The organism is Corticimicrobacter populi, assembly GCF_003123725.1.
In the GTDB taxonomy this organism is placed as follows: Bacteria; Pseudomonadota; Gammaproteobacteria; order Burkholderiales; family Burkholderiaceae_B; genus Corticimicrobacter; species Corticimicrobacter populi.
The window spans coordinates 151772-167928 of the sequence record NZ_QETA01000002.1 but is presented as its reverse complement, the minus strand read 5'-3'; the positions used below and the strand labels follow the sequence as shown (position 1 = coordinate 167928).

Annotated in this window: 16 protein-coding genes; 3 read left to right on the top strand and 13 right to left on the bottom strand. The window is 62.6% G+C overall.

The window, feature by feature from the left end; all coding sequences use genetic code 11:
• Window positions 1–10: 10 nt before the first annotated feature.
• The 5 genes from DD235_RS06065 to DD235_RS06045 form a co-directional block, all read right to left on the bottom strand.
• The gene (locus DD235_RS06065) at window positions 11–550 is read right to left on the bottom strand and encodes a F0F1 ATP synthase subunit delta (RefSeq protein WP_109061172.1); all 540 of its coding nucleotides are present in this window, start codon (window positions 548–550) and stop codon (window positions 11–13) included.
• Window positions 551–562: 12 nt separating this feature from the next.
• Window positions 563–1033 (bottom strand): F0F1 ATP synthase subunit B, encoded by a 471-nt coding sequence (locus DD235_RS06060; protein WP_109061171.1) that lies wholly within the window; start codon window positions 1031–1033, stop codon window positions 563–565.
• Window positions 1034–1166: 133 nt separating this feature from the next.
• On the bottom strand, window positions 1167–1409 hold the full coding sequence (gene atpE / locus DD235_RS06055) for a F0F1 ATP synthase subunit C (protein WP_109061170.1): 243 nt from the start codon (window positions 1407–1409) through the stop codon (window positions 1167–1169).
• Window positions 1410–1495: 86 nt separating this feature from the next.
• The gene (gene atpB, locus DD235_RS06050) at window positions 1496–2377 is read right to left on the bottom strand and encodes a F0F1 ATP synthase subunit A (protein WP_109061169.1); all 882 of its coding nucleotides are present in this window, start codon (window positions 2375–2377) and stop codon (window positions 1496–1498) included.
• A gap of 42 nt (window positions 2378–2419) precedes the next feature.
• Window positions 2420–2851, bottom strand: a complete 432-nt coding sequence (locus DD235_RS06045; RefSeq protein WP_109061168.1) for an ATP synthase subunit I — start codon at window positions 2849–2851, stop codon at window positions 2420–2422.
• 205 nt (window positions 2852–3056) lie between these two features.
• Here DD235_RS06045 and dprA point away from each other — a divergent pair, with 205 nt between their 5' ends.
• The 3 genes from dprA (at window position 3057) to azu (ending at window position 5378) form a co-directional block, all read left to right on the top strand.
• Window positions 3057–4193 carry a DNA-processing protein DprA gene (gene dprA, locus DD235_RS06040; RefSeq protein ID WP_109061167.1) on the top strand — a complete coding sequence of 379 codons (1137 nt, stop codon included), beginning with the start codon at window positions 3057–3059 and terminating at the stop codon, window positions 4191–4193.
• 66 nt (window positions 4194–4259) lie between these two features.
• Window positions 4260–4742, top strand: a complete 483-nt coding sequence (locus DD235_RS06035) for a hypothetical protein (RefSeq protein ID WP_146193439.1) — start codon at window positions 4260–4262, stop codon at window positions 4740–4742.
• Between the two features lie 186 nt (window positions 4743–4928).
• Window positions 4929–5378: an azurin gene (azu, locus tag DD235_RS06030; RefSeq protein ID WP_109061165.1), complete on the top strand. Its 450-nt coding sequence runs from the start codon at window positions 4929–4931 to the stop codon at window positions 5376–5378.
• A 98-nt stretch (window positions 5379–5476) separates the two neighbouring features.
• Here the strand turns inward: azu and DD235_RS06025 are convergent, their stop codons facing one another.
• The 8 genes from DD235_RS06025 to DD235_RS05990 form a co-directional block, all read right to left on the bottom strand.
• Window positions 5477–6877, bottom strand: a complete 1401-nt coding sequence (locus DD235_RS06025; RefSeq protein ID WP_109061164.1) for a YncE family protein — start codon at window positions 6875–6877, stop codon at window positions 5477–5479.
• A gap of 24 nt (window positions 6878–6901) precedes the next feature.
• On the bottom strand, window positions 6902–10885 hold the full coding sequence (locus DD235_RS06020) for a non-ribosomal peptide synthetase (RefSeq protein ID WP_193519566.1): 3984 nt from the start codon (window positions 10883–10885) through the stop codon (window positions 6902–6904).
• Window positions 10882–11118, bottom strand: coding sequence for a phosphopantetheine-binding protein (locus DD235_RS06015; RefSeq protein WP_239990059.1), 237 nt, complete (start codon window positions 11116–11118; stop codon window positions 10882–10884). Before DD235_RS06015 ends, DD235_RS06020 begins: the two co-directional genes overlap by 4 nt.
• Window positions 11111–12754: a (2,3-dihydroxybenzoyl)adenylate synthase gene (locus DD235_RS06010; protein WP_109061163.1), complete on the bottom strand. Its 1644-nt coding sequence runs from the start codon at window positions 12752–12754 to the stop codon at window positions 11111–11113. Before DD235_RS06010 ends, DD235_RS06015 begins: the two co-directional genes overlap by 8 nt.
• Before the next feature lie 96 nt (window positions 12755–12850).
• Window positions 12851–13570 carry an ABC transporter ATP-binding protein gene (locus DD235_RS06005; protein ID WP_239990058.1) on the bottom strand — a complete coding sequence of 240 codons (720 nt, stop codon included), beginning with the start codon at window positions 13568–13570 and terminating at the stop codon, window positions 12851–12853.
• Window positions 13570–14334, bottom strand: a complete 765-nt coding sequence (locus DD235_RS06000; RefSeq protein ID WP_109061162.1) for an ABC transporter ATP-binding protein — start codon at window positions 14332–14334, stop codon at window positions 13570–13572. The genes DD235_RS06005 and DD235_RS06000 overlap by 1 nt, the downstream gene beginning before the upstream one ends.
• Window positions 14331–15287, bottom strand: a complete 957-nt coding sequence (locus tag DD235_RS05995) for a branched-chain amino acid ABC transporter permease (RefSeq protein WP_109061161.1) — start codon at window positions 15285–15287, stop codon at window positions 14331–14333. Before DD235_RS05995 ends, DD235_RS06000 begins: the two co-directional genes overlap by 4 nt.
• Window positions 15284–16153, bottom strand: coding sequence for a branched-chain amino acid ABC transporter permease (locus tag DD235_RS05990; protein WP_109061160.1), 870 nt, complete (start codon window positions 16151–16153; stop codon window positions 15284–15286). Before DD235_RS05990 ends, DD235_RS05995 begins: the two co-directional genes overlap by 4 nt.
• Between the last annotated feature and the right edge of the window lie 4 nt (window positions 16154–16157).

Sequence of the window (16157 nt, the reverse complement as noted above, 5' to 3'; positions counted from 1 at the left end):
CTCGTCGCCATCAGGCAGCCAGCGCGTCGCGCAGGCCAGCCAGCTGGGCTTGTACGGAAGTATCTAGCACCTGGTCACCCACCGTGACACGTACGCCGCCGATCAGCGAAGGATCGACCGTCACATGTGCCTCGATTTTGAGACCGAATTTTTTTTCAAGCCCGGCCACGAGCGTATCGACCTGTGCTGCGTCGAGTTCGTAGGCACTGACGATTTCCGCCTGGGCGCTGCCTTCGTGGCGCAGCTTGAGCGCGTTGAACTGCACCGAAATCTCGGGCAGCAGCAACAGACGACCGTTTTCGGTCAGCAGCTCAATGAAATTACGGGCAGCAGGCGGCAGGTCCGACTTGACCAGTCCGGCAAACAGCTCGAAGCGCTGACTTGCGGACAGGCGGGGATCGTTGAGCGCAGCCTGCACATCGGGCAGCGCAGCTACCTGGGCCAGTTCATCCACCCGTTCTGCCCAGCGCCCGAGGCCTTCCGCATCATCGCGGACGGCAGCGAACAGCGCTTCAGCATAGGGTCTGGCAACGGTCGAAAGTTCAGCCATGGCGGTTCCGAATTAAAGCTGGGCCTTGAGCTGGTCGAGCAGCTCGGCGTGTGCGCGGGCATCGACCTCGCGCCGGAGGATTTGTTCTGCACCGCGCACTGCAAGCACAGCCACATCGTTGCGCAGCGACTCACGCACGCGCTGTGCCTCCTGCTCGGCTTCCTGGCGAGCCTGTGCCACGATACGGGCACGCTCGGCCTCGCCTTCATGGCGAGCCTGCTCGATCAGGCGTGCAGCCTGCTTTTCCGCATCGGCCAGACGGCCCTGGTTTTCAGTCTTGGCGGCAGCTTCGATGAGGCTGACACGAGCCTGCGCCTGGGCCAGATCCGCCTTGCCCTTTTCTGCCGCAGCGAGGCCGTCGGCAATTTTCTGGCGGCGCTCTTCAATGGCCTTCGTCAGGGGCGGCCATACGAATTTCATCGTAAACCACGCCAGAACGAAGAACACGAGCATCTGGAAAAAGATCGTCGCGTTGAGATTCACGGTCGTTCCCTATTACATCAATCGGCATTGGGCCAGGCCCGCTGCCACAGATTCTGCCAGGCCAGGCATGCCACGCGGCATGCCCTGCCTACGCGTGAAGAACCCCCCGCTGCTGCGGGAGCAGCCTGCGCAATCAGCCGACGAACGGGTTTGCGAAAGCGAACAGCAGAGCGATACCGACACCGATCAGGAACGCAGCGTCGATCAGACCGGCCAGCAGGAACATTTTGGTCTGCAGGGTGTTGATCAGCTCGGGCTGACGAGCCGAAGCTTCCAGGTACTTACCACCCATGATAGCAATACCGATGCAAGCGCCGATCGCGCCCAGACCGATGATCAAACCGCAAGCGAGCGCAACGAAAGCGACGTTGGTCATGACAACTCCTTGGTTAAAAATCTGAAATCAGAAAAACAGGTTATAGGGGGAACTTCAGGATATTCCGATCCGCAGCAGCAGACAGGTCAGTGACCTTCATGCGCCTGACCCAGGTAGACCAGAGTCAGCATCATGAAGATAAAGGCCTGCAACAACACAATCAGAATATGGAAAATGGCCCAGACGGAACCAGCCAGCACGTGGCCAATACCCAGACCGATGCTCATGCCGTCGAGTCCGACCCATGCACCACCCAGCAGGGCGATCAGCATGAAGACCAGTTCGCCGGCGAACATGTTACCGAACAGTCGCATGGCCAGAGAAACCGTCTTGGCTGCGTATTCAATCAGGTTCATCAACAGGTTGGCGGGAGCCAGAATGATGGCACCGAAGCCGTGACCATGGAAAGGCGCAGTGAACAGTTCCTTGATGAAACCGCCAGGGCTCTTGATCTTGATGCCGTAGTAGAGCATCAGCAGCAGCACGCCCAGAGACATGCCCAGCGGGATGTTCAGATCGGCGGTCGGCAGGACGCGGTGGAAGTACAGCGGATCACCATGCTCGGCACCCAGGCCGGTCAGCTTCCAGATGGTGGGCATCAGATCGACCGGCAGCAGGTCGAGCGCATTCATGAGGATGACCCACAGGAACACGGTCAAGGCCAGCGGGGAGATAAACAGGCGGCTTTTGGCATTGGGGACGATGGATTTGGCCTGATCATCAACCAGCGCCACGACCATTTCGACCGCAGCCTGGAATCGACCCGGCACGCCTGCAGTGGCACGGCGGGCAGCCAACCACAGCACGAACACAACGACCAGCCCCATCAACAGGGACCAGGCGATGGAGTCATAGTTGATGATGGACCAATCGGCAACCGCAGTCTGCTTTTCGCCGATGGTATTGAAATGCACCAAATGGTGCTGAATATAAGCAGATTGAGGCGATACGTCGCTGGCAGCAGCCATATTTCTTCCTACCCGGTTTGCAGACAGGCCCAGAGGCCCCGTTTATGACAAATCCAATCCCATCTTCTTGCGAAACGGCACAAGCAGCAGATACCCCTTGAGCGTGAGCAGCAGCCCCAGCAGCAAGGCAGGCCATACCAGCCATTCGTCTGCAACACGGACCAATACCCACAGCAGCAGCCCGACCGCAACCAGCTTGAGCATTTCACCCACAAGGAGCACACCCGGACCAGTACGCCTCTGCGCGACATGAAACATCAGTCGCGCCGCATACAATGCATTGGGTATCAGGTAAGCCAGAGCGCCTGCCAAAGCCGACAGAGCCGCCCACTTGCCGGCAAAAATGGCCGACAACAACACTGCCACGCCTGCCATCACAGCCTGCGCCAGCACCGCCCACATCAATCCCCTGCACGCCCGGCTGGTCAGCGCTGCGCGTTCTGCTTCGGTGAACTCCCGCGCCTGCTGCTCCATGCACCGCTCCCGGTTTTCTGCTGCTTGCCGATTCTGTCCGCAGACACGATTCGCAAGTTTCAAATCTCATCAAGTATAGCGTGATTTTTTGCATCCCATCAAGCAAAGGCAGCACCATTTCGTTACAGGCCTACTTTTGAAAAGACTGCGCAATTTGGTCGCACACGTATCGGCATGCGCATCTACCATCCTCATACTGCATGGCATGTCACATGCATCCTCTTCTCCTGTCGACACCTCTTTGCGTGCCTGGCTGCGCCTGTCCCTCGAACCCGGCATCGGTCCGATAGCCGTGCGCTGCCTGCTTGAAACCATTCGTGATTCGTCCGATTTTTTCAGCTGCCCGTCAGCTGGCTGGCCCGCCGTCCTGCCACGCGCGTTGACAGCGCGACTGGAAGCGCCCCTCCAGGCACAAACTGCCGCAAAGATCGACCGCCTGGAACACTGGCAGCAAGCACCCGGCAGATTGATTCTCACACAGGCCGATCAGCGCTATCCCGCATTGCTGCGGCACATTGCCGATCCTCCGGTCCTGCTCTATGCCATGGGCAATATCGACTGTCTGAACCTGCCAGGCTTTGCCATTGTCGGTGCACGCAGTGCCACCCGCTACGGCATTGATGGCGCACGTCAGTTTTCCCGATGTCTGGCCGAGTGTGGATGGTGCATCGTGAGCGGCCTGGCCAGTGGCATCGATGGCGCGGCGCACACCGGTGCGCTCGAGGTGCCCGGTGGCCGCACGATTGCAGTCCTGGGCAATGGGCTCGATCATGTCTATCCACCCCGCCACCGACCGCTGGGCGATCGCATCCTGGCGCAGGACGGCCTGCTGCTGTCCGAATATCCCCCCTGGCTGCCCGCTCGACCCTTTCGCTTCCCACAGCGTAACCGTCTGATTGCAGGCCTGTCGCGTGGCCTCCTGGTCGCCGAGGCCAGCCACGGTAGCGGCTCGCTGATCACGGCCCGCCTGGCTGGCGAGATGGGGCGCGACGTATTTGCGCTGCCCGGTTCCATACACTCACCTCTCTCCCGTGGGTGCCATCAACTGATCCGGGAAGGGGCCATCCTCACGGAAAGCATGGCAGACATCGACACCGTCCTGCCGCCACCTTGCCAGCCAAGCCGTGCGCCCTCCCCATCCCCTCGCCACAGCCCACCTGCCGATGAGCAAAGTGCTGCACTGCTGTCAGCACTGGGATGCGAAACACTGCACCTGGATACGCTTTTGCAAAGAACAGGGCTGCCTGCAGCCCCCCTGCAGACCGCCCTGATGGCACTTGAACTGGCCGGATTCGTCGCCTGCCTGCCAGACGGACGCTATCAGGCCACACAGCCCGACTGAGTCAGCAGCAGCGTCACACCAATCAGGCATAATGCACACAGGACACTGCCCATTCGCATGGATCTCATGACCCACACTGCAAGCCAGCCCGTCTCCGGCACGCCGGATCTGCCGCCCGCCATAGAATCCCTGTTGGCTCAGGGGCCATTGCTTGGCCCCGCCTGGCCTGGCGCAGCCAAGGCCATCGCCTGGATTGTCTTGTTGCTGACCGCACTGCAGATCGGTCGCACGGCTGCCAGCCTGCCTTTCGAGCAGATCAGCGGCGTCATGGCCGGCATCGTCGGTTTCTGCTTCATTGGCCTGGCCGTGATCGTGCGTGCCATGCAGACATCAGTGGTCCGGATAGACAGCCAGGGCCTGCATCAATCCTGGATCACGCACCGCAGCGTCGCGTGGGAAGACATCCAATATGCCAAGTTCGTCCCCATGCTGTTTTCCAAGCGCCTGATCGTTTTCCGGCGCGGCGGCCGTCCACTGGTCTTCCAGTCTGGCAACAAAGCGCTTCAGACTGCCTTCGCGCACATCGCGCTGACCTATCGTCGACAGTAACAATATTGCCAGGCGGAGATAACACAAACGCTTATCATGTACGGCTGAAAAGCTATGTGCTATATAACGCATAGGCACAAACAAACGTCAGGAGGTTTTGAGTTTGACTTCTATCAAGTCTACTTTTTCACCTGTACGTTAATCTTTGCCACTGGGGTCAGATCAATCCATTCAGGAGTATGTACCATGTTTCGCAAATCCCTTATCGCCGTTGCACTGAGCCTGGTTTCGGGCGTCGCCAGCGCTGCCACTTGCTCGATCGACATCAACAGCAATGATGCCATGCAGTTCGACACCAAGAGCATCGAAGTCAGCAAGGAATGCACCGAGTTCACGGTCAATCTGCACCACGTTGGCAAGATGCCCAAGAACGTCATGGGTCACAACTGGGTGCTGGTCAAGACCCCCGACCTGCAAGGCGTGTCGTCCGACGGTCTCAAGGCCGGCCTGGCCAGCGACTACCTGAAGGCTGACGACAGCCGCATCATCGCCCACACCAAGCTGATCGGTGGCGGCGAGACCGACAGCATCACCTTCCCCATCTCAGCCCTGAACGGCACGGATGCCTACACCTTCTTCTGCTCCTTCCCCGGCCACCAGGCCCTGATGAAGGGTACGCTGAAGCTGGTCGACTGATCACGCACATGTCCTGCCAGGCCATTGGTCTGGCAACATGAAAAAAGCCTGCCGGGTAAACCTCGGCAGGCTTTTTTCATTGACTGGATAGGGCCAGATCAGCGGCGATAGTGCAGGCGGCGGATCTTGTTGCCTTCCGGGTCATCCTGGCCACGTGCCTTGTTGACCACGTAGACATTGCCCTTGCCATCTACGCTGGCGTGGTTGGGCAGGCTGCCACCTTCGAGTACAGCCAGGATCGTGCCATCGGGATCCACCACCGTCACAGTGTTGGCACCACGGTTGCTGACATAGGCCAGACGCGATACTGGATCGAACACGACGTTGAGCGCACCGGCACCCGTCGCCACAGTCTTCAGCACCTCACCATTGGCTGCATCAAGAATCACCAGATTGTCCGCCCCCTGCGACGCCACAAACAGGCGACCGGTCTGGGCATCGTAAGCTACGCCCGAAGCGCTGCGGGCACCCGGTACGGCCAGCACTTTCTCGACGGCGTCGGTTGCGGTGTCGATCACGGCGACCTGACCCGTTGCGCTGACCACGAAAAGCTTGCCACTCTCTTCATCGAGTACCAGGCTCATGGGATTGAACGGCTGGCGACGCAGACCGGACTCGATCTCGATCACGGGACGGGGTTCGAAGGACACGGCATCGAAAACCGATACCTGGGCCTGGCCCGGCGTGGACACATAGGCCTTGGCACGACGCTCATCAACAGCCACATCGCGGGCATGGCCGGCCAGCCCGGGCTCGAGCTGACGCACCAGGGAGAGGTCGTCCTGGCGATAGACAGCGACGGTATTGTCACGCGTATTGGTCACCCAGACCGTGTCGCGCGTATCGTCGACATCGACGCCATAGACCGCGTACACGTGACCATCATCTCGGCCCGCCACGGCAGCAGGTGCCACACTGGCCTCGATCTTCAGCGTAGCGGGATCGACCTTGAGCAGCCTGGATTCGCGCACGGGCGGGCGACCGATCGCCGTGGTGACGTACAACTGGTCATGCTTCGGGCTGTAGGCGGACTGGTACAGACCAGGTGCCAGGTGTTGCGCGCTGACGCGGAATTTGTCCTGATTGGCCAGTGGCACATCAGGCGAGATCTTGAACGGTGCCACGGTGGCCGCTACCGGGTTTTCGGCAGTGATCACGACCGGATGGACACCTGGTTGTGCGTCGGCAGGCAGCGCCACGGACAGTTGGAACCCCCCCTCGCCATCGGCCACGAGAGGACTGGCATTGAGAACCGTATTTCCATAACGCAGCGTGACTTGCTGGCCCGGTTTGAAGGACTGCCCCACGACCGTGACCTGCTGGCCCGGCAGTACCGGCGATTCACGGACCTGGACCTGCCCCTGGAAATCAGGATCGGTCTGGCCGAACAGGCCGGCCGCCGAAGCGGAAGCGGCACCAAAGGCCAGCACAATGGCAGCGGCAAATTGCGCTGGACGCAGAACGAGGCGGCGATCGAGACCGCGAAGGCGATGATTCATGGGACTCCCTTTCAAGAAAGAAAACTAACCTGACTGAGAATCATAACCGATAAGCCTATCTTTAAGTACCGGCAATATCGTCTGCAGCGCCGTTGGCCCGGTCATGTGCGCATGCAGTGCCGCCACGTCATGGATATCGAGACGGCCGGCATAAGGCTGCCACTGTTCGGGATGGAGATCGAGCCCCTGATGATCCAGCGCGGCCCTGAAATACAGGATCTCGCCACCATAGTGCCGGTGATGGTGCTCGCGTACCATCCGGTTGTTGTCATCCACGACTCGCAGCACACCGGCAATCTGTGCATCATCGAGCTCGCCAAGGGGATGGCCGCTGGCGCGCAGGAAGCGAATCACCGTGTCACGCTCGAGCGGCGCACCCTGAAGGGCTGACAGATCGAATCCGGCAATATGCATCAGGGCTTTGAGCGCCATGTTTTCCTGCGGCTCCACCTGGGCACGCCAGCAATCTGCCGGATAGGCGTCGAGCATGGCCACCACCCCCACCGGCAAACCTCGGTCCTGCAGTTCGGCAGCCATGGCCTGGGCAATGATGCCACCGACCGACCAGCCCAGCAGGTGCCAAGGTCCACCCCGATGACTGGCCTGGATACGATCCACATAGGAGGCGGCCAGCGCCGCCATGCTGGGCGGCGATGGCTGGGAGGGATCCAGAGCCAGCGCCTGCAGACCATGCACCGGCCGTTGGCTGTCAAGCGCCCGGCCCAGTGCGCCATAGCACCAGCTCAGTCCACCCGCCGGATGCAGGCAGTAAAGCGGTGCAGCATCGGGATGTGCCGCCCCCTGGGCCAGTACCAGCCAGGGGCCGAAGCCTTCCCCACCCGCCTTGGGTATGTTCGACTCCGCAGCAGCCCCTTCTGCCTCGGCAGCCCTATCCAGGACTTCGAGCCAGGCAGCCATGCGGGCCACGGTAGGATGTTCAAAGACCAGCCCCAGGCCGACGGCATGTGGCCAGGTCTGGCGTACTTTTTGCACCAGCCGGGCTGCGAGCAGGGAATGGCCGCCCATTTCGAAGAAGTCCTGCTCGGCCCCCACGGGCTGCGACAATCCCAGAACCTCGGCAAACAAGGCAGCAAGCCTTTTTTCCGTCGCCCCTTCTGCCTCGCGCCCCGCCACGCCGGAGAACATCGGCACCGGCAAGGCCTTGCGATCCAGCTTGCCATTGGCCGTAACCGGCAGCACCGGCAACATCACGAATACGGAAGGAATCATGTAATCGGGCACGAACGCGGCCAGATGCTGGCGCAATGCCTCGGTCGCAGGTGCCTGCTGCGGATCGTGCGGCACGATATAGGCCACCAGCCAGGCTTCGCCACGCGCATCGGCATGCGCGATCACCGCCAATTGGCCCACCCCTTCGGCACGCGCAAGCACCGCCTCGACCTCATCCAGCTCGATACGCTGGCCACGGATCTTGACCTGATGATCGGATCGCCCCAGGAACACGACGGCACCGTCGGCACGCCAGCGGGCCAGATCGCCCGTCGCGTACATGCGCTCGCCGACACGGAACGGATCGGCCACGAAACGCTCTGCCGTCAGGTCGGGCCGCCCCAGGTAGCCACGCGCCAACTGGCGGCCCGCCAGATAGAGATGCCCCTGCGTACCGGGCGGGCAAGGCCGCATCGCGTCATCCAGGACGTACAGGGCCGTATTCCAGACGGGAAAACCTATGGGCACCGGCACGGAGCGGTCATCGGCAGAAGCGGGCCACCATGACACATCCACCGCCGCCTCCGTCGGCCCGTACAGGTTATGCAGTTCCACACCCGGCAGCATCTGGTGGAACCGGTCACGCAACGCGGCCGGCAGAGCCTCTCCGCTGCAAAAAATACGACGCGGCTCCAACCCGTCGATGCTGGGCTCGTCAAGGAAAGCCGCCAGCATCGAGGGCACGAAATGCAGCGTCGTGATCGCCTGCTCACGCATCAGGGCTGCCAGCCAGGCCGGATCGCGATGCGCCTGCGGCGGAGCCATGATCAGAGTCGCACCGGACATCAGCGGCAGGAAGAACTCCCAGACCGACACGTCGAACGTGACCGGGGTTTTCTGCAGGATGCGCTCATCCATGCCCACTTCGTAATGCTGCTGCATCCACAGCAGGCGATTGACGATGGCACGATGCTCGATCACCACCCCCTTGGGGGTTCCGGTAGAACCTGAGGTATACAGAATATAGGCTGCATCGTCGGCCTGCGGCGCATTGTCAGCGGCCTGCCCGTCATCCAGGAGCACCAGACGGCTGGCATCGCAATCTCGTTCGACCCACAGTTGCTGCGGCACGGCCGGCAGCCTGGCGGCAACCTCGGCTGTCGTCAGCACGACCCTGGGCTGTGCCGCCTCCAGTATGGTTTGCAAACGTCCGGCGGGATGTTCGATATCCAGCGGCAGATATGCCGCGCCCGCCCGCAAGCTGGACAGCAGGGCCAGCGCCAGGTCGTTGCCGCGAGGCAGTGCCACCGCGACGATATCGCCTCGTCGCACGCCGTGCTGCCTGAGGATAGCCGCCCAGCGCTGGGTTTCGAGATCGAGCGCGGCATAGTCCAGAGTCTGCTGTACGTCCGTCAGCGCAAGTCGCTCCGGATATTGCAGCATCGCTGCCTCGATCAGGGCCCAGAGCGTGGTATCGGGTACGGGATGCGCGGTATCGTTGACCGTGTGCGTCCAATACACCTGCTCCGCCGGCGTCAGTGTCTGTACCTGAGCCAGGGTATCCGCCTGCGCCGCTGCCTCGATAAAGCAAAGCAGCCGCGCCAGATGTGCCTGCACCACCTGATCATCATAGAGATCCGGATGGGCATCGATATCCAACACCAACCCGGCCCCACTGCCATCTGCATGGAAGGAAAACGTCAGGTCATCGACCGGCCCCGTTCCCAGGACATGTCGCGTCGCAGCCAGACCATCAGGCCAATTGCCGGCATCGCTGAAGGGCAACACGTTGATCATGGGACCGTACAGACGTTTCTGCCCCCCCAGCAGCCCCAGATCGCGGCGCAATTGCTCGCTGCGATAACGGCCATGCCGACGGGCCTGGCGCAGGCTGCGCATGACATCCACCATGACGTCGGACAACGGTGCCTGCTCGTCAGGCCGGATGCGTACCGGCAACACATTCATGACCATGGCCGGAATCTCGGCACTGGCATCGCCCATGCGCCCCATCCAGGGTACGCCGACCACAGTCTCGGCCGCAGCCGCATGGCGACACAGATAGGCTGCCGTCAGGCCGGTCAGCACATCGGGCCAGGCCACATCGATGCGATCGGCCAGGGCATGCACGGCACGCTCGCAGGCGTGCGGCAAGGCCGCCGACACATGGCGAAAGGTGTGCCCGCTGACGGGCAGGCCTTCGCCCAGGCTGGCCACCAGGCCCGGCTCGGCAAACGCCTCCAGCCACCAGGCGCGATCACGCTCACGGCGCTCGCCGGCACGATAATCGGCGTCGGACTGCAGGACGGCTGCGCAAGACGGCAACGCGGCCGGTGCCGCCCCCTGTCCGGCACTCAGCCAGCGGTACCACTGGGCGACCTTGGCTTCGAGCAGCGCCATGCCATAGCCATCGATGGCGACATGGTGCACGCGCAGGTACCAGACATGGCGCAGCGCCCCCAGCACAAACAGTTGCTGGCAGGCCATGGCCCGGGCCGACGGGTCCAGCGGCGTCGCCATGTCCTCCTGCATCCGCTGCTGCGCCGCAGCCAGCGGGTCAACCTCCCCACTCAGGTCGATCACTTGCAGCAGCGGCCGGAAGGCCGGCTCCGGCACCTGTACCGGGCCGTCATCCGGCGTCTCCTGTACGCGCATGACCAATGCATCAGCCTGCAGTGCCACCGTATCGGCGGCCTGCCTGAACAGGTCGATATCCAACGCACCATCCAGCACAAGATACTGGCCGGTATTGAAGATCGGATTGGACGGGTCCAGACGTTGCGCGTACCAGAGTCCGGTCTGTGCCTCGGTCAGCGGTGCTGCAATGTGGTCGATCATGACTGACGTCGGCTCCGCACCAGTTCCCACCAGTATCCCAGTTCCGGACGTGCCGCACACTCTGCAAATTCGAGTTGTGCGCCCGCCTGACGCCAGCGTGTGATCAGCGTCATGGCACGCACCGAGTCGAGCCCGAAGTCGATCAGGTTGTCATCATCGGCCAGCGCCGATGGGTCTTCATGCAAGGCACGGGCCAGATCGGCACGCATGCTCTCCAGCGTCAGTTCAGCCACCCTGTTTCTCCTGTTCCTGCTCTGCCAGCATGGCACGCAACGACGCACGCAATTCCTTGCGACTGATCTTGCCTGCCGCCGTGGCTGCGAATTTGTCGACAAAGACGATCTGGTCCGGCACCTTGAAGGCCGCCAGCCCGCGCTCGCGTATCCAGCGCTTGAGATCAACCGCGCGCGGCTTTTCGCCACGGGCAATGATGAAGGCACAACTGCGCTCGCCCAGATATTCATCGGGCATCGACACTACGGCGGCATCGAACACGCCAGGGTGCGCCAGCAGGTGGTCCTCGACCTCCTCGGCAGAAATTTTTTCCCCACCGCGGTTGATATGGTCACCCGCCCGCCCCTGTACCACCAGATAGCCACGCTCGGTCAGGCGCACGATATCGCCGGTCCGATAAAAGCCATCCTCGGTAAACGAACGGGCATTGGCCGTCGGATTGTTGTGATAGCCACGAATCGTATAGGGCCCGCGCGTCAGCAAATTGCCCGGTTCGCCCGCAGGCACATCGCGGTCCTGGTCGTCCACCAGCCGGATTTCATCGTCAGGGCTGATCGGCCGGCCCTGGGTGCCGATCATGGTTTCGTCATCGTCATCCAGCCGGGTATAGTTGACCAGCCCTTCGGCCATGCCGAACACCTGCTGCAACTGCACGCCCAGCAGCGGGCGTACACGCCGGGCCACTTCCGGAATCAGCTTGGCCCCCCCGACTTGCATGACCTTGAGGCTCGACAGATCATGCGTCGTCTGTTCGGCCGCATCCAACCAGACCAGCAGCAACGGCGGCACCAGGCTGACCATGTCGGCGCGCTCGCGCTCAATCAGCGGGAAAGCGACTTCGGGGCTGGGTGAAGGGCACAGCACGATGCGCGACCCGGCATACAACGCCCCCAGCACGCCCGGCGAACTCATGGGATAGTTGTGTGCCATCGGCAACACGACCAGGAACACATTGTCGCCGTCCAGCCCGCAGATTTCGGCACTGGCACGCAGCGTGTAGATATAGTCGTCATGCGTACGCGGAATGAGCTTGGACAGCCCGGTACTGCCACCCGAGATCTGCATGAACGCCACATCGGAGGGCTGTGGCCCGGTCGCGGGCGCCGGGGCGGTTTCACCGGCACGGCTGACATCGTCCAACGCTCGGAAGGGGCCCGCCTCGCCCGCCACGAACACATGGGCCACGGCCGGCACCCGCTGACACAGTTCGGTCGCAAGCTCACGGTAATCGAAACCATCCTGGTGGTCGGCGATGACATACCCTACGGCTTCGGACGAACGGGCGAAATGCTCGATCTCGGTGATCCGGTGCGCGGGCAGCGCATACACAGGCAAGATGCCGGCCCTGAACAGCCCGAACACTACCGGGAAAAACGCCAGCACATTGGGCAGGTGGACGATCACCCGGTCACCGGGCTTCAGCCCCTCAGCCAGAAACCCTGCGGCCAGCAGGTCTGCCCGGCGATCCAGCTCGGCATAGCTCCAGCGGGTCTCGCCCTCGACCAGGGCGATGCGCTCAGGATGCGCCTGGGCGCGTTCCCGCAGCATGCTGCCGAACGTTTCACCGCGCCAATAGCCTTTCTGGCGATAAAGCCGTGCCAACTCCTCTGGCCACACCTGTGAAACCGGAATCATGTTGTCCTCTTGTTCAAAAAACCTGCACTGTTCTTGTTCAATTCGTATCCATCCGGATCATAGCAGTGCCCCCGTTCCGCCTCCATCGAGGGCAGCCTAGACGCCCAGGTGCCGCTGCAGGACATCCTGGCGAGCGCGCAAAGTATCCGGCGTGCCATCGAACACCAGCGTGCCGCCATCGATGACCGCCACACGGGTCGCCACGGCCAATGCCAAGGCGATATCCTGCTCGGCCATGACAATGGTGACCCCCGCCTGCCGCAACATACGTACTGAAGCTGCCACCACCTGCTCGACCGCCAGCGGTGCCAATCCCTCGCCCGGCTCGTCGAGTACCAGCAGCGAAGGCTGGGTCAGCAGGGCACGGGCCAGGGCGAGCATTTGCCGCTCGCCGCCACTCAGGGCGCTGCACATCGAACCGCGACGCTCCTGCAGACGCGGAAACAGCGACAAAATACGCTCCAGCGTCCATTCGCCCCGGCGCTTGCGGCCCGACCACCATGCCGCCATGCCCAGGCTTTCAGCCACGGTCAAATCAGCAAACACCCCTCGTCCCTGCGGCACCAATGCCGCCCCCATCCGGGCAACCCGATGTGTCGCCCAGCCCTGAACATCCTGGCCGGCCAGCACAATCCGGCCTTCGGACTGCGGGCCCAGATTGAACAGTGTATGCAGCAGGGTCGTCTTGCCCGCGCCATTGCGCCCCAGCAACGCCAGTACCTGACCACGCGCGACCGACAACTGAATATCATGGAGCACCTGTGCCCCGCCATAGCCAGCCGAGCGAAGGTCCCAGCTCACCATCTGCGTTTCCATCACACCTCCTGCCGCGCCAGCGCACCCAGGTAGGCCTGACGCACCGCCTCATGACTGCGGATGCGCTCGGGCGTATCCACGGCCACCAGGCGTCCGAGATTGAGGACAGCGATCCGGTCGCACTCCCGGAACACCACGTCCATGTCGTGCGCGATCAGCACCACGGCTGCATCGGCATGCAATTGCCGCACCAGCCCAAGCAACTGGGCAGCCTCGGCGACCGTCAACCCGGCAGTCGGCTCGTCCAGCAACAACAGGCGAGGCTGCTGTGCCAGGGCGATCAGAATATCCACCATCCGTTGCGCGCCATACGACATGTCACCGACTCGCGTCTGGCAATCATCGGCCAGCGGGCTGGCTGCCAACAGCTGACGCGCCTTCGCCTCTGCGTTTGCCAATGCACGACGCCCGCCCCACCAGCGATAGCCATCGCCCTGCAAGGCCAGCAGGGCCAGCGCCAGATTGCGACATACGCTCATGTCGGGAAATACCAGGCTTTTCTGGAAGGTTCGCACGACGCCGGACTGTGCCCGTCGCATGGGATCCCAGGAACCGATATCCTGCGCCATGAAGCGCACCTGCCCACGATCCGGTGCCAGAAACCCACTCAGGATATTGAACAGCGTCGTCTTGCCTGCACCATTGGGACCAATCAACCCCAGCGTCTCGCCCGCCTTCAGGTCGAAACTGATGTCGTCGAGCGCCTGCAGGGCACCGAATGACTTGCCGACCGCATCGACCTGCAGCAAGGGGGCCAACGTCATGCCTGCCTCCGGCAGCGTACACTCTGTGCCAGCCGTGCCACCCCATGCGGCAGGAAAATCACGGTCAGCACGAAAATCAGCCCGACAATCAGTTGCCAGCGCTCGGTGTAGGAGCTGATATACGTCTGGATCACCAGATAGATCATGGCTCCGACAAAACCTCCATGCAGGGTCCCGACCCCGCCGATTACCAGCATCACCATCAGGGTGGCGGACATGCTCCAGTGCACGGCATTCGGCCCGATGTACTGATTGACGAAAGGATAGAGCGCCCCCGCCGCGCCGGCCAAAGCGCCGGCCAGCAGAAACACTCGTATCTGGATGCGCCGCGCATCAAACCCCAGCGCCCGCATCCGTTCAGGCTGATCGCGCCAGGCAGTCAATGCCTGCCCCAGGGGAGCCCGGGCAAAGGAACGTGCCAGCACCAGCGCCACCAGAGCCAGCACGGCCGCCACGACATACAGCGACAGGGGCGTATCCAGCGTCCAGCCGCCCAGACTCAAACGCGGAAAGCCGCGCAGCCCGTCGGCACCGCCGGTAACCGCCCGCCAGCGGAAGACGACCTCCCAGATCATCTGTCCAAAAATCAGGGTCAGCACCAGGAAAAACAATCCGCCGGTGCGTCGAGCCGCCCAACCCATCAGGCCGGACAGCAAGGCCCCGGCCACCACGCCGGCCGCCAGCACCAGGGGCAGGTTGCCCCCCACCTGGGCCGACAGCAAGGCTGCCGCATAGCCCGCCGCGCCAAATACGGCACCATGACCCAACGACGCCATTCCCCCCAGTCCGACCAGCAAGTCCAGCCCCAGCACGGCCACGCCCACCAGCAACACTTCGGCAGCAAAGCGCAGGCCGAAGCTGCCCAGCAGCCACGGCAACGCAGCCAAACCCAGGCACAGCAGGAACCAGCCCAGCCAGGCCGGCCGCCCCTGCGAAGCAAACAGCGGCCTCATACCGTCCGCACCTCGCGTGTCATCAGTCCTTGCGGACGCCACAGCAGCAGGGCCGCCATCACACCCAGTGATGCGAAGCTGGCAAACTCGGGCCACCAGACGCGACTGAACGTGGTCACGAACCCGAGTACCAGGGCGCTCAGCACCGTCCCGGAAAAATTGCCCAGTCCACCAACCACCACGACCATCAGGGCCTGCAGCAGGGTTTCCTCATCCAGTCCGGGATAGGCCGACTGCATGCCGACCCCCAGCGCGCCGCCCAACCCACCCAGGCCGGCCGCCAATGCCATCGCAAAGGCAAATACCCGGCGGGTATCGATGCACAGTGTCTCGACGATGCCGCGATCTGCCACGCAGGCTCGCACGATCGTCCCCCACAGGGTGCGCTCGACCAGCCACCACAACAGACCAGCCAGCGCCACGCCCAGGACGATCAGCACCAGCCGATACAGCGGAAACGGCATGCCCAGTACGAAGGCGACGCCGCGCAGCCAGTCCGGCAGCGCCGGCGACAGGGTATCGGCCCCGAAGCCCCAGCGCATCAGGTCGGCAAAAATGATCGACAGGCCGTAGGTCAGCAGCACCTGCATCAGATGGGTCCGACCATAAAACCGGCCAAAGGGATAGCGGTCGAGCAACCAGCCGGCCACACCGGCTGCCACGAAGGCGGCAGGCAGCGACAGCCACCAGGGCCAGCCGGCCGCCAGCCAGTAGATGCCCACATAGCCCCCCAGCAGGTAGAAGGCACCATGCGTCAGATTGACGAAATTCATAAGGCTGAGGACCAGGGACAGGCCCAGCCCTGTCAGCAGCAGCAGGACGGAAAAGGACAGCGCATTGAGGGTCTGGACCAGATAATAGGCCATCGGA

Bases quoted from the DNA above. Each gene is read 5' to 3' on its own strand.
- DD235_RS06065 (WP_109061172.1), bottom strand. From the start codon at position 550: ATGGCTGAACTTTCGACCGTTGCCAGACCCTATGCTGAAGCGCTGTTC.
- atpE (WP_109061170.1), bottom strand. From the start codon at position 1,409: ATGACCAACGTCGCTTTCGTTGCGCTCGCTTGCGGTTTGATCATCGGT.
- atpB (WP_109061169.1), bottom strand. From the start codon at position 2,377: ATGGCTGCTGCCAGCGACGTATCGCCTCAATCTGCTTATATTCAGCAC.
- DD235_RS06045 (WP_109061168.1), bottom strand. From the start codon at position 2,851: ATGGAGCAGCAGGCGCGGGAGTTCACCGAAGCAGAACGCGCAGCGCTG.
- dprA (WP_109061167.1), top strand. From the start codon at position 3,057: ATGTCACATGCATCCTCTTCTCCTGTCGACACCTCTTTGCGTGCCTGG.
- DD235_RS06035 (WP_146193439.1), top strand. From the start codon at position 4,260: ATGACCCACACTGCAAGCCAGCCCGTCTCCGGCACGCCGGATCTGCCG.
- azu (WP_109061165.1), top strand. From the start codon at position 4,929: ATGTTTCGCAAATCCCTTATCGCCGTTGCACTGAGCCTGGTTTCGGGC.
- DD235_RS06025 (WP_109061164.1), bottom strand. From the start codon at position 6,877: ATGAATCATCGCCTTCGCGGTCTCGATCGCCGCCTCGTTCTGCGTCCA.
- DD235_RS06020 (WP_193519566.1), bottom strand. From the start codon at position 10,885: ATGATCGACCACATTGCAGCACCGCTGACCGAGGCACAGACCGGACTC.
- DD235_RS06010 (WP_109061163.1), bottom strand. From the start codon at position 12,754: ATGATTCCGGTTTCACAGGTGTGGCCAGAGGAGTTGGCACGGCTTTAT.
- DD235_RS06005 (WP_239990058.1), bottom strand. From the start codon at position 13,570: ATGGAAACGCAGATGGTGAGCTGGGACCTTCGCTCGGCTGGCTATGGC.
- DD235_RS06000 (WP_109061162.1), bottom strand. From the start codon at position 14,334: ATGACGTTGGCCCCCTTGCTGCAGGTCGATGCGGTCGGCAAGTCATTC.
- DD235_RS05995 (WP_109061161.1), bottom strand. From the start codon at position 15,287: ATGAGGCCGCTGTTTGCTTCGCAGGGGCGGCCGGCCTGGCTGGGCTGG.
- DD235_RS05990 (WP_109061160.1), bottom strand. From the start codon at position 16,153: ATGGCCTATTATCTGGTCCAGACCCTCAATGCGCTGTCCTTTTCCGTC.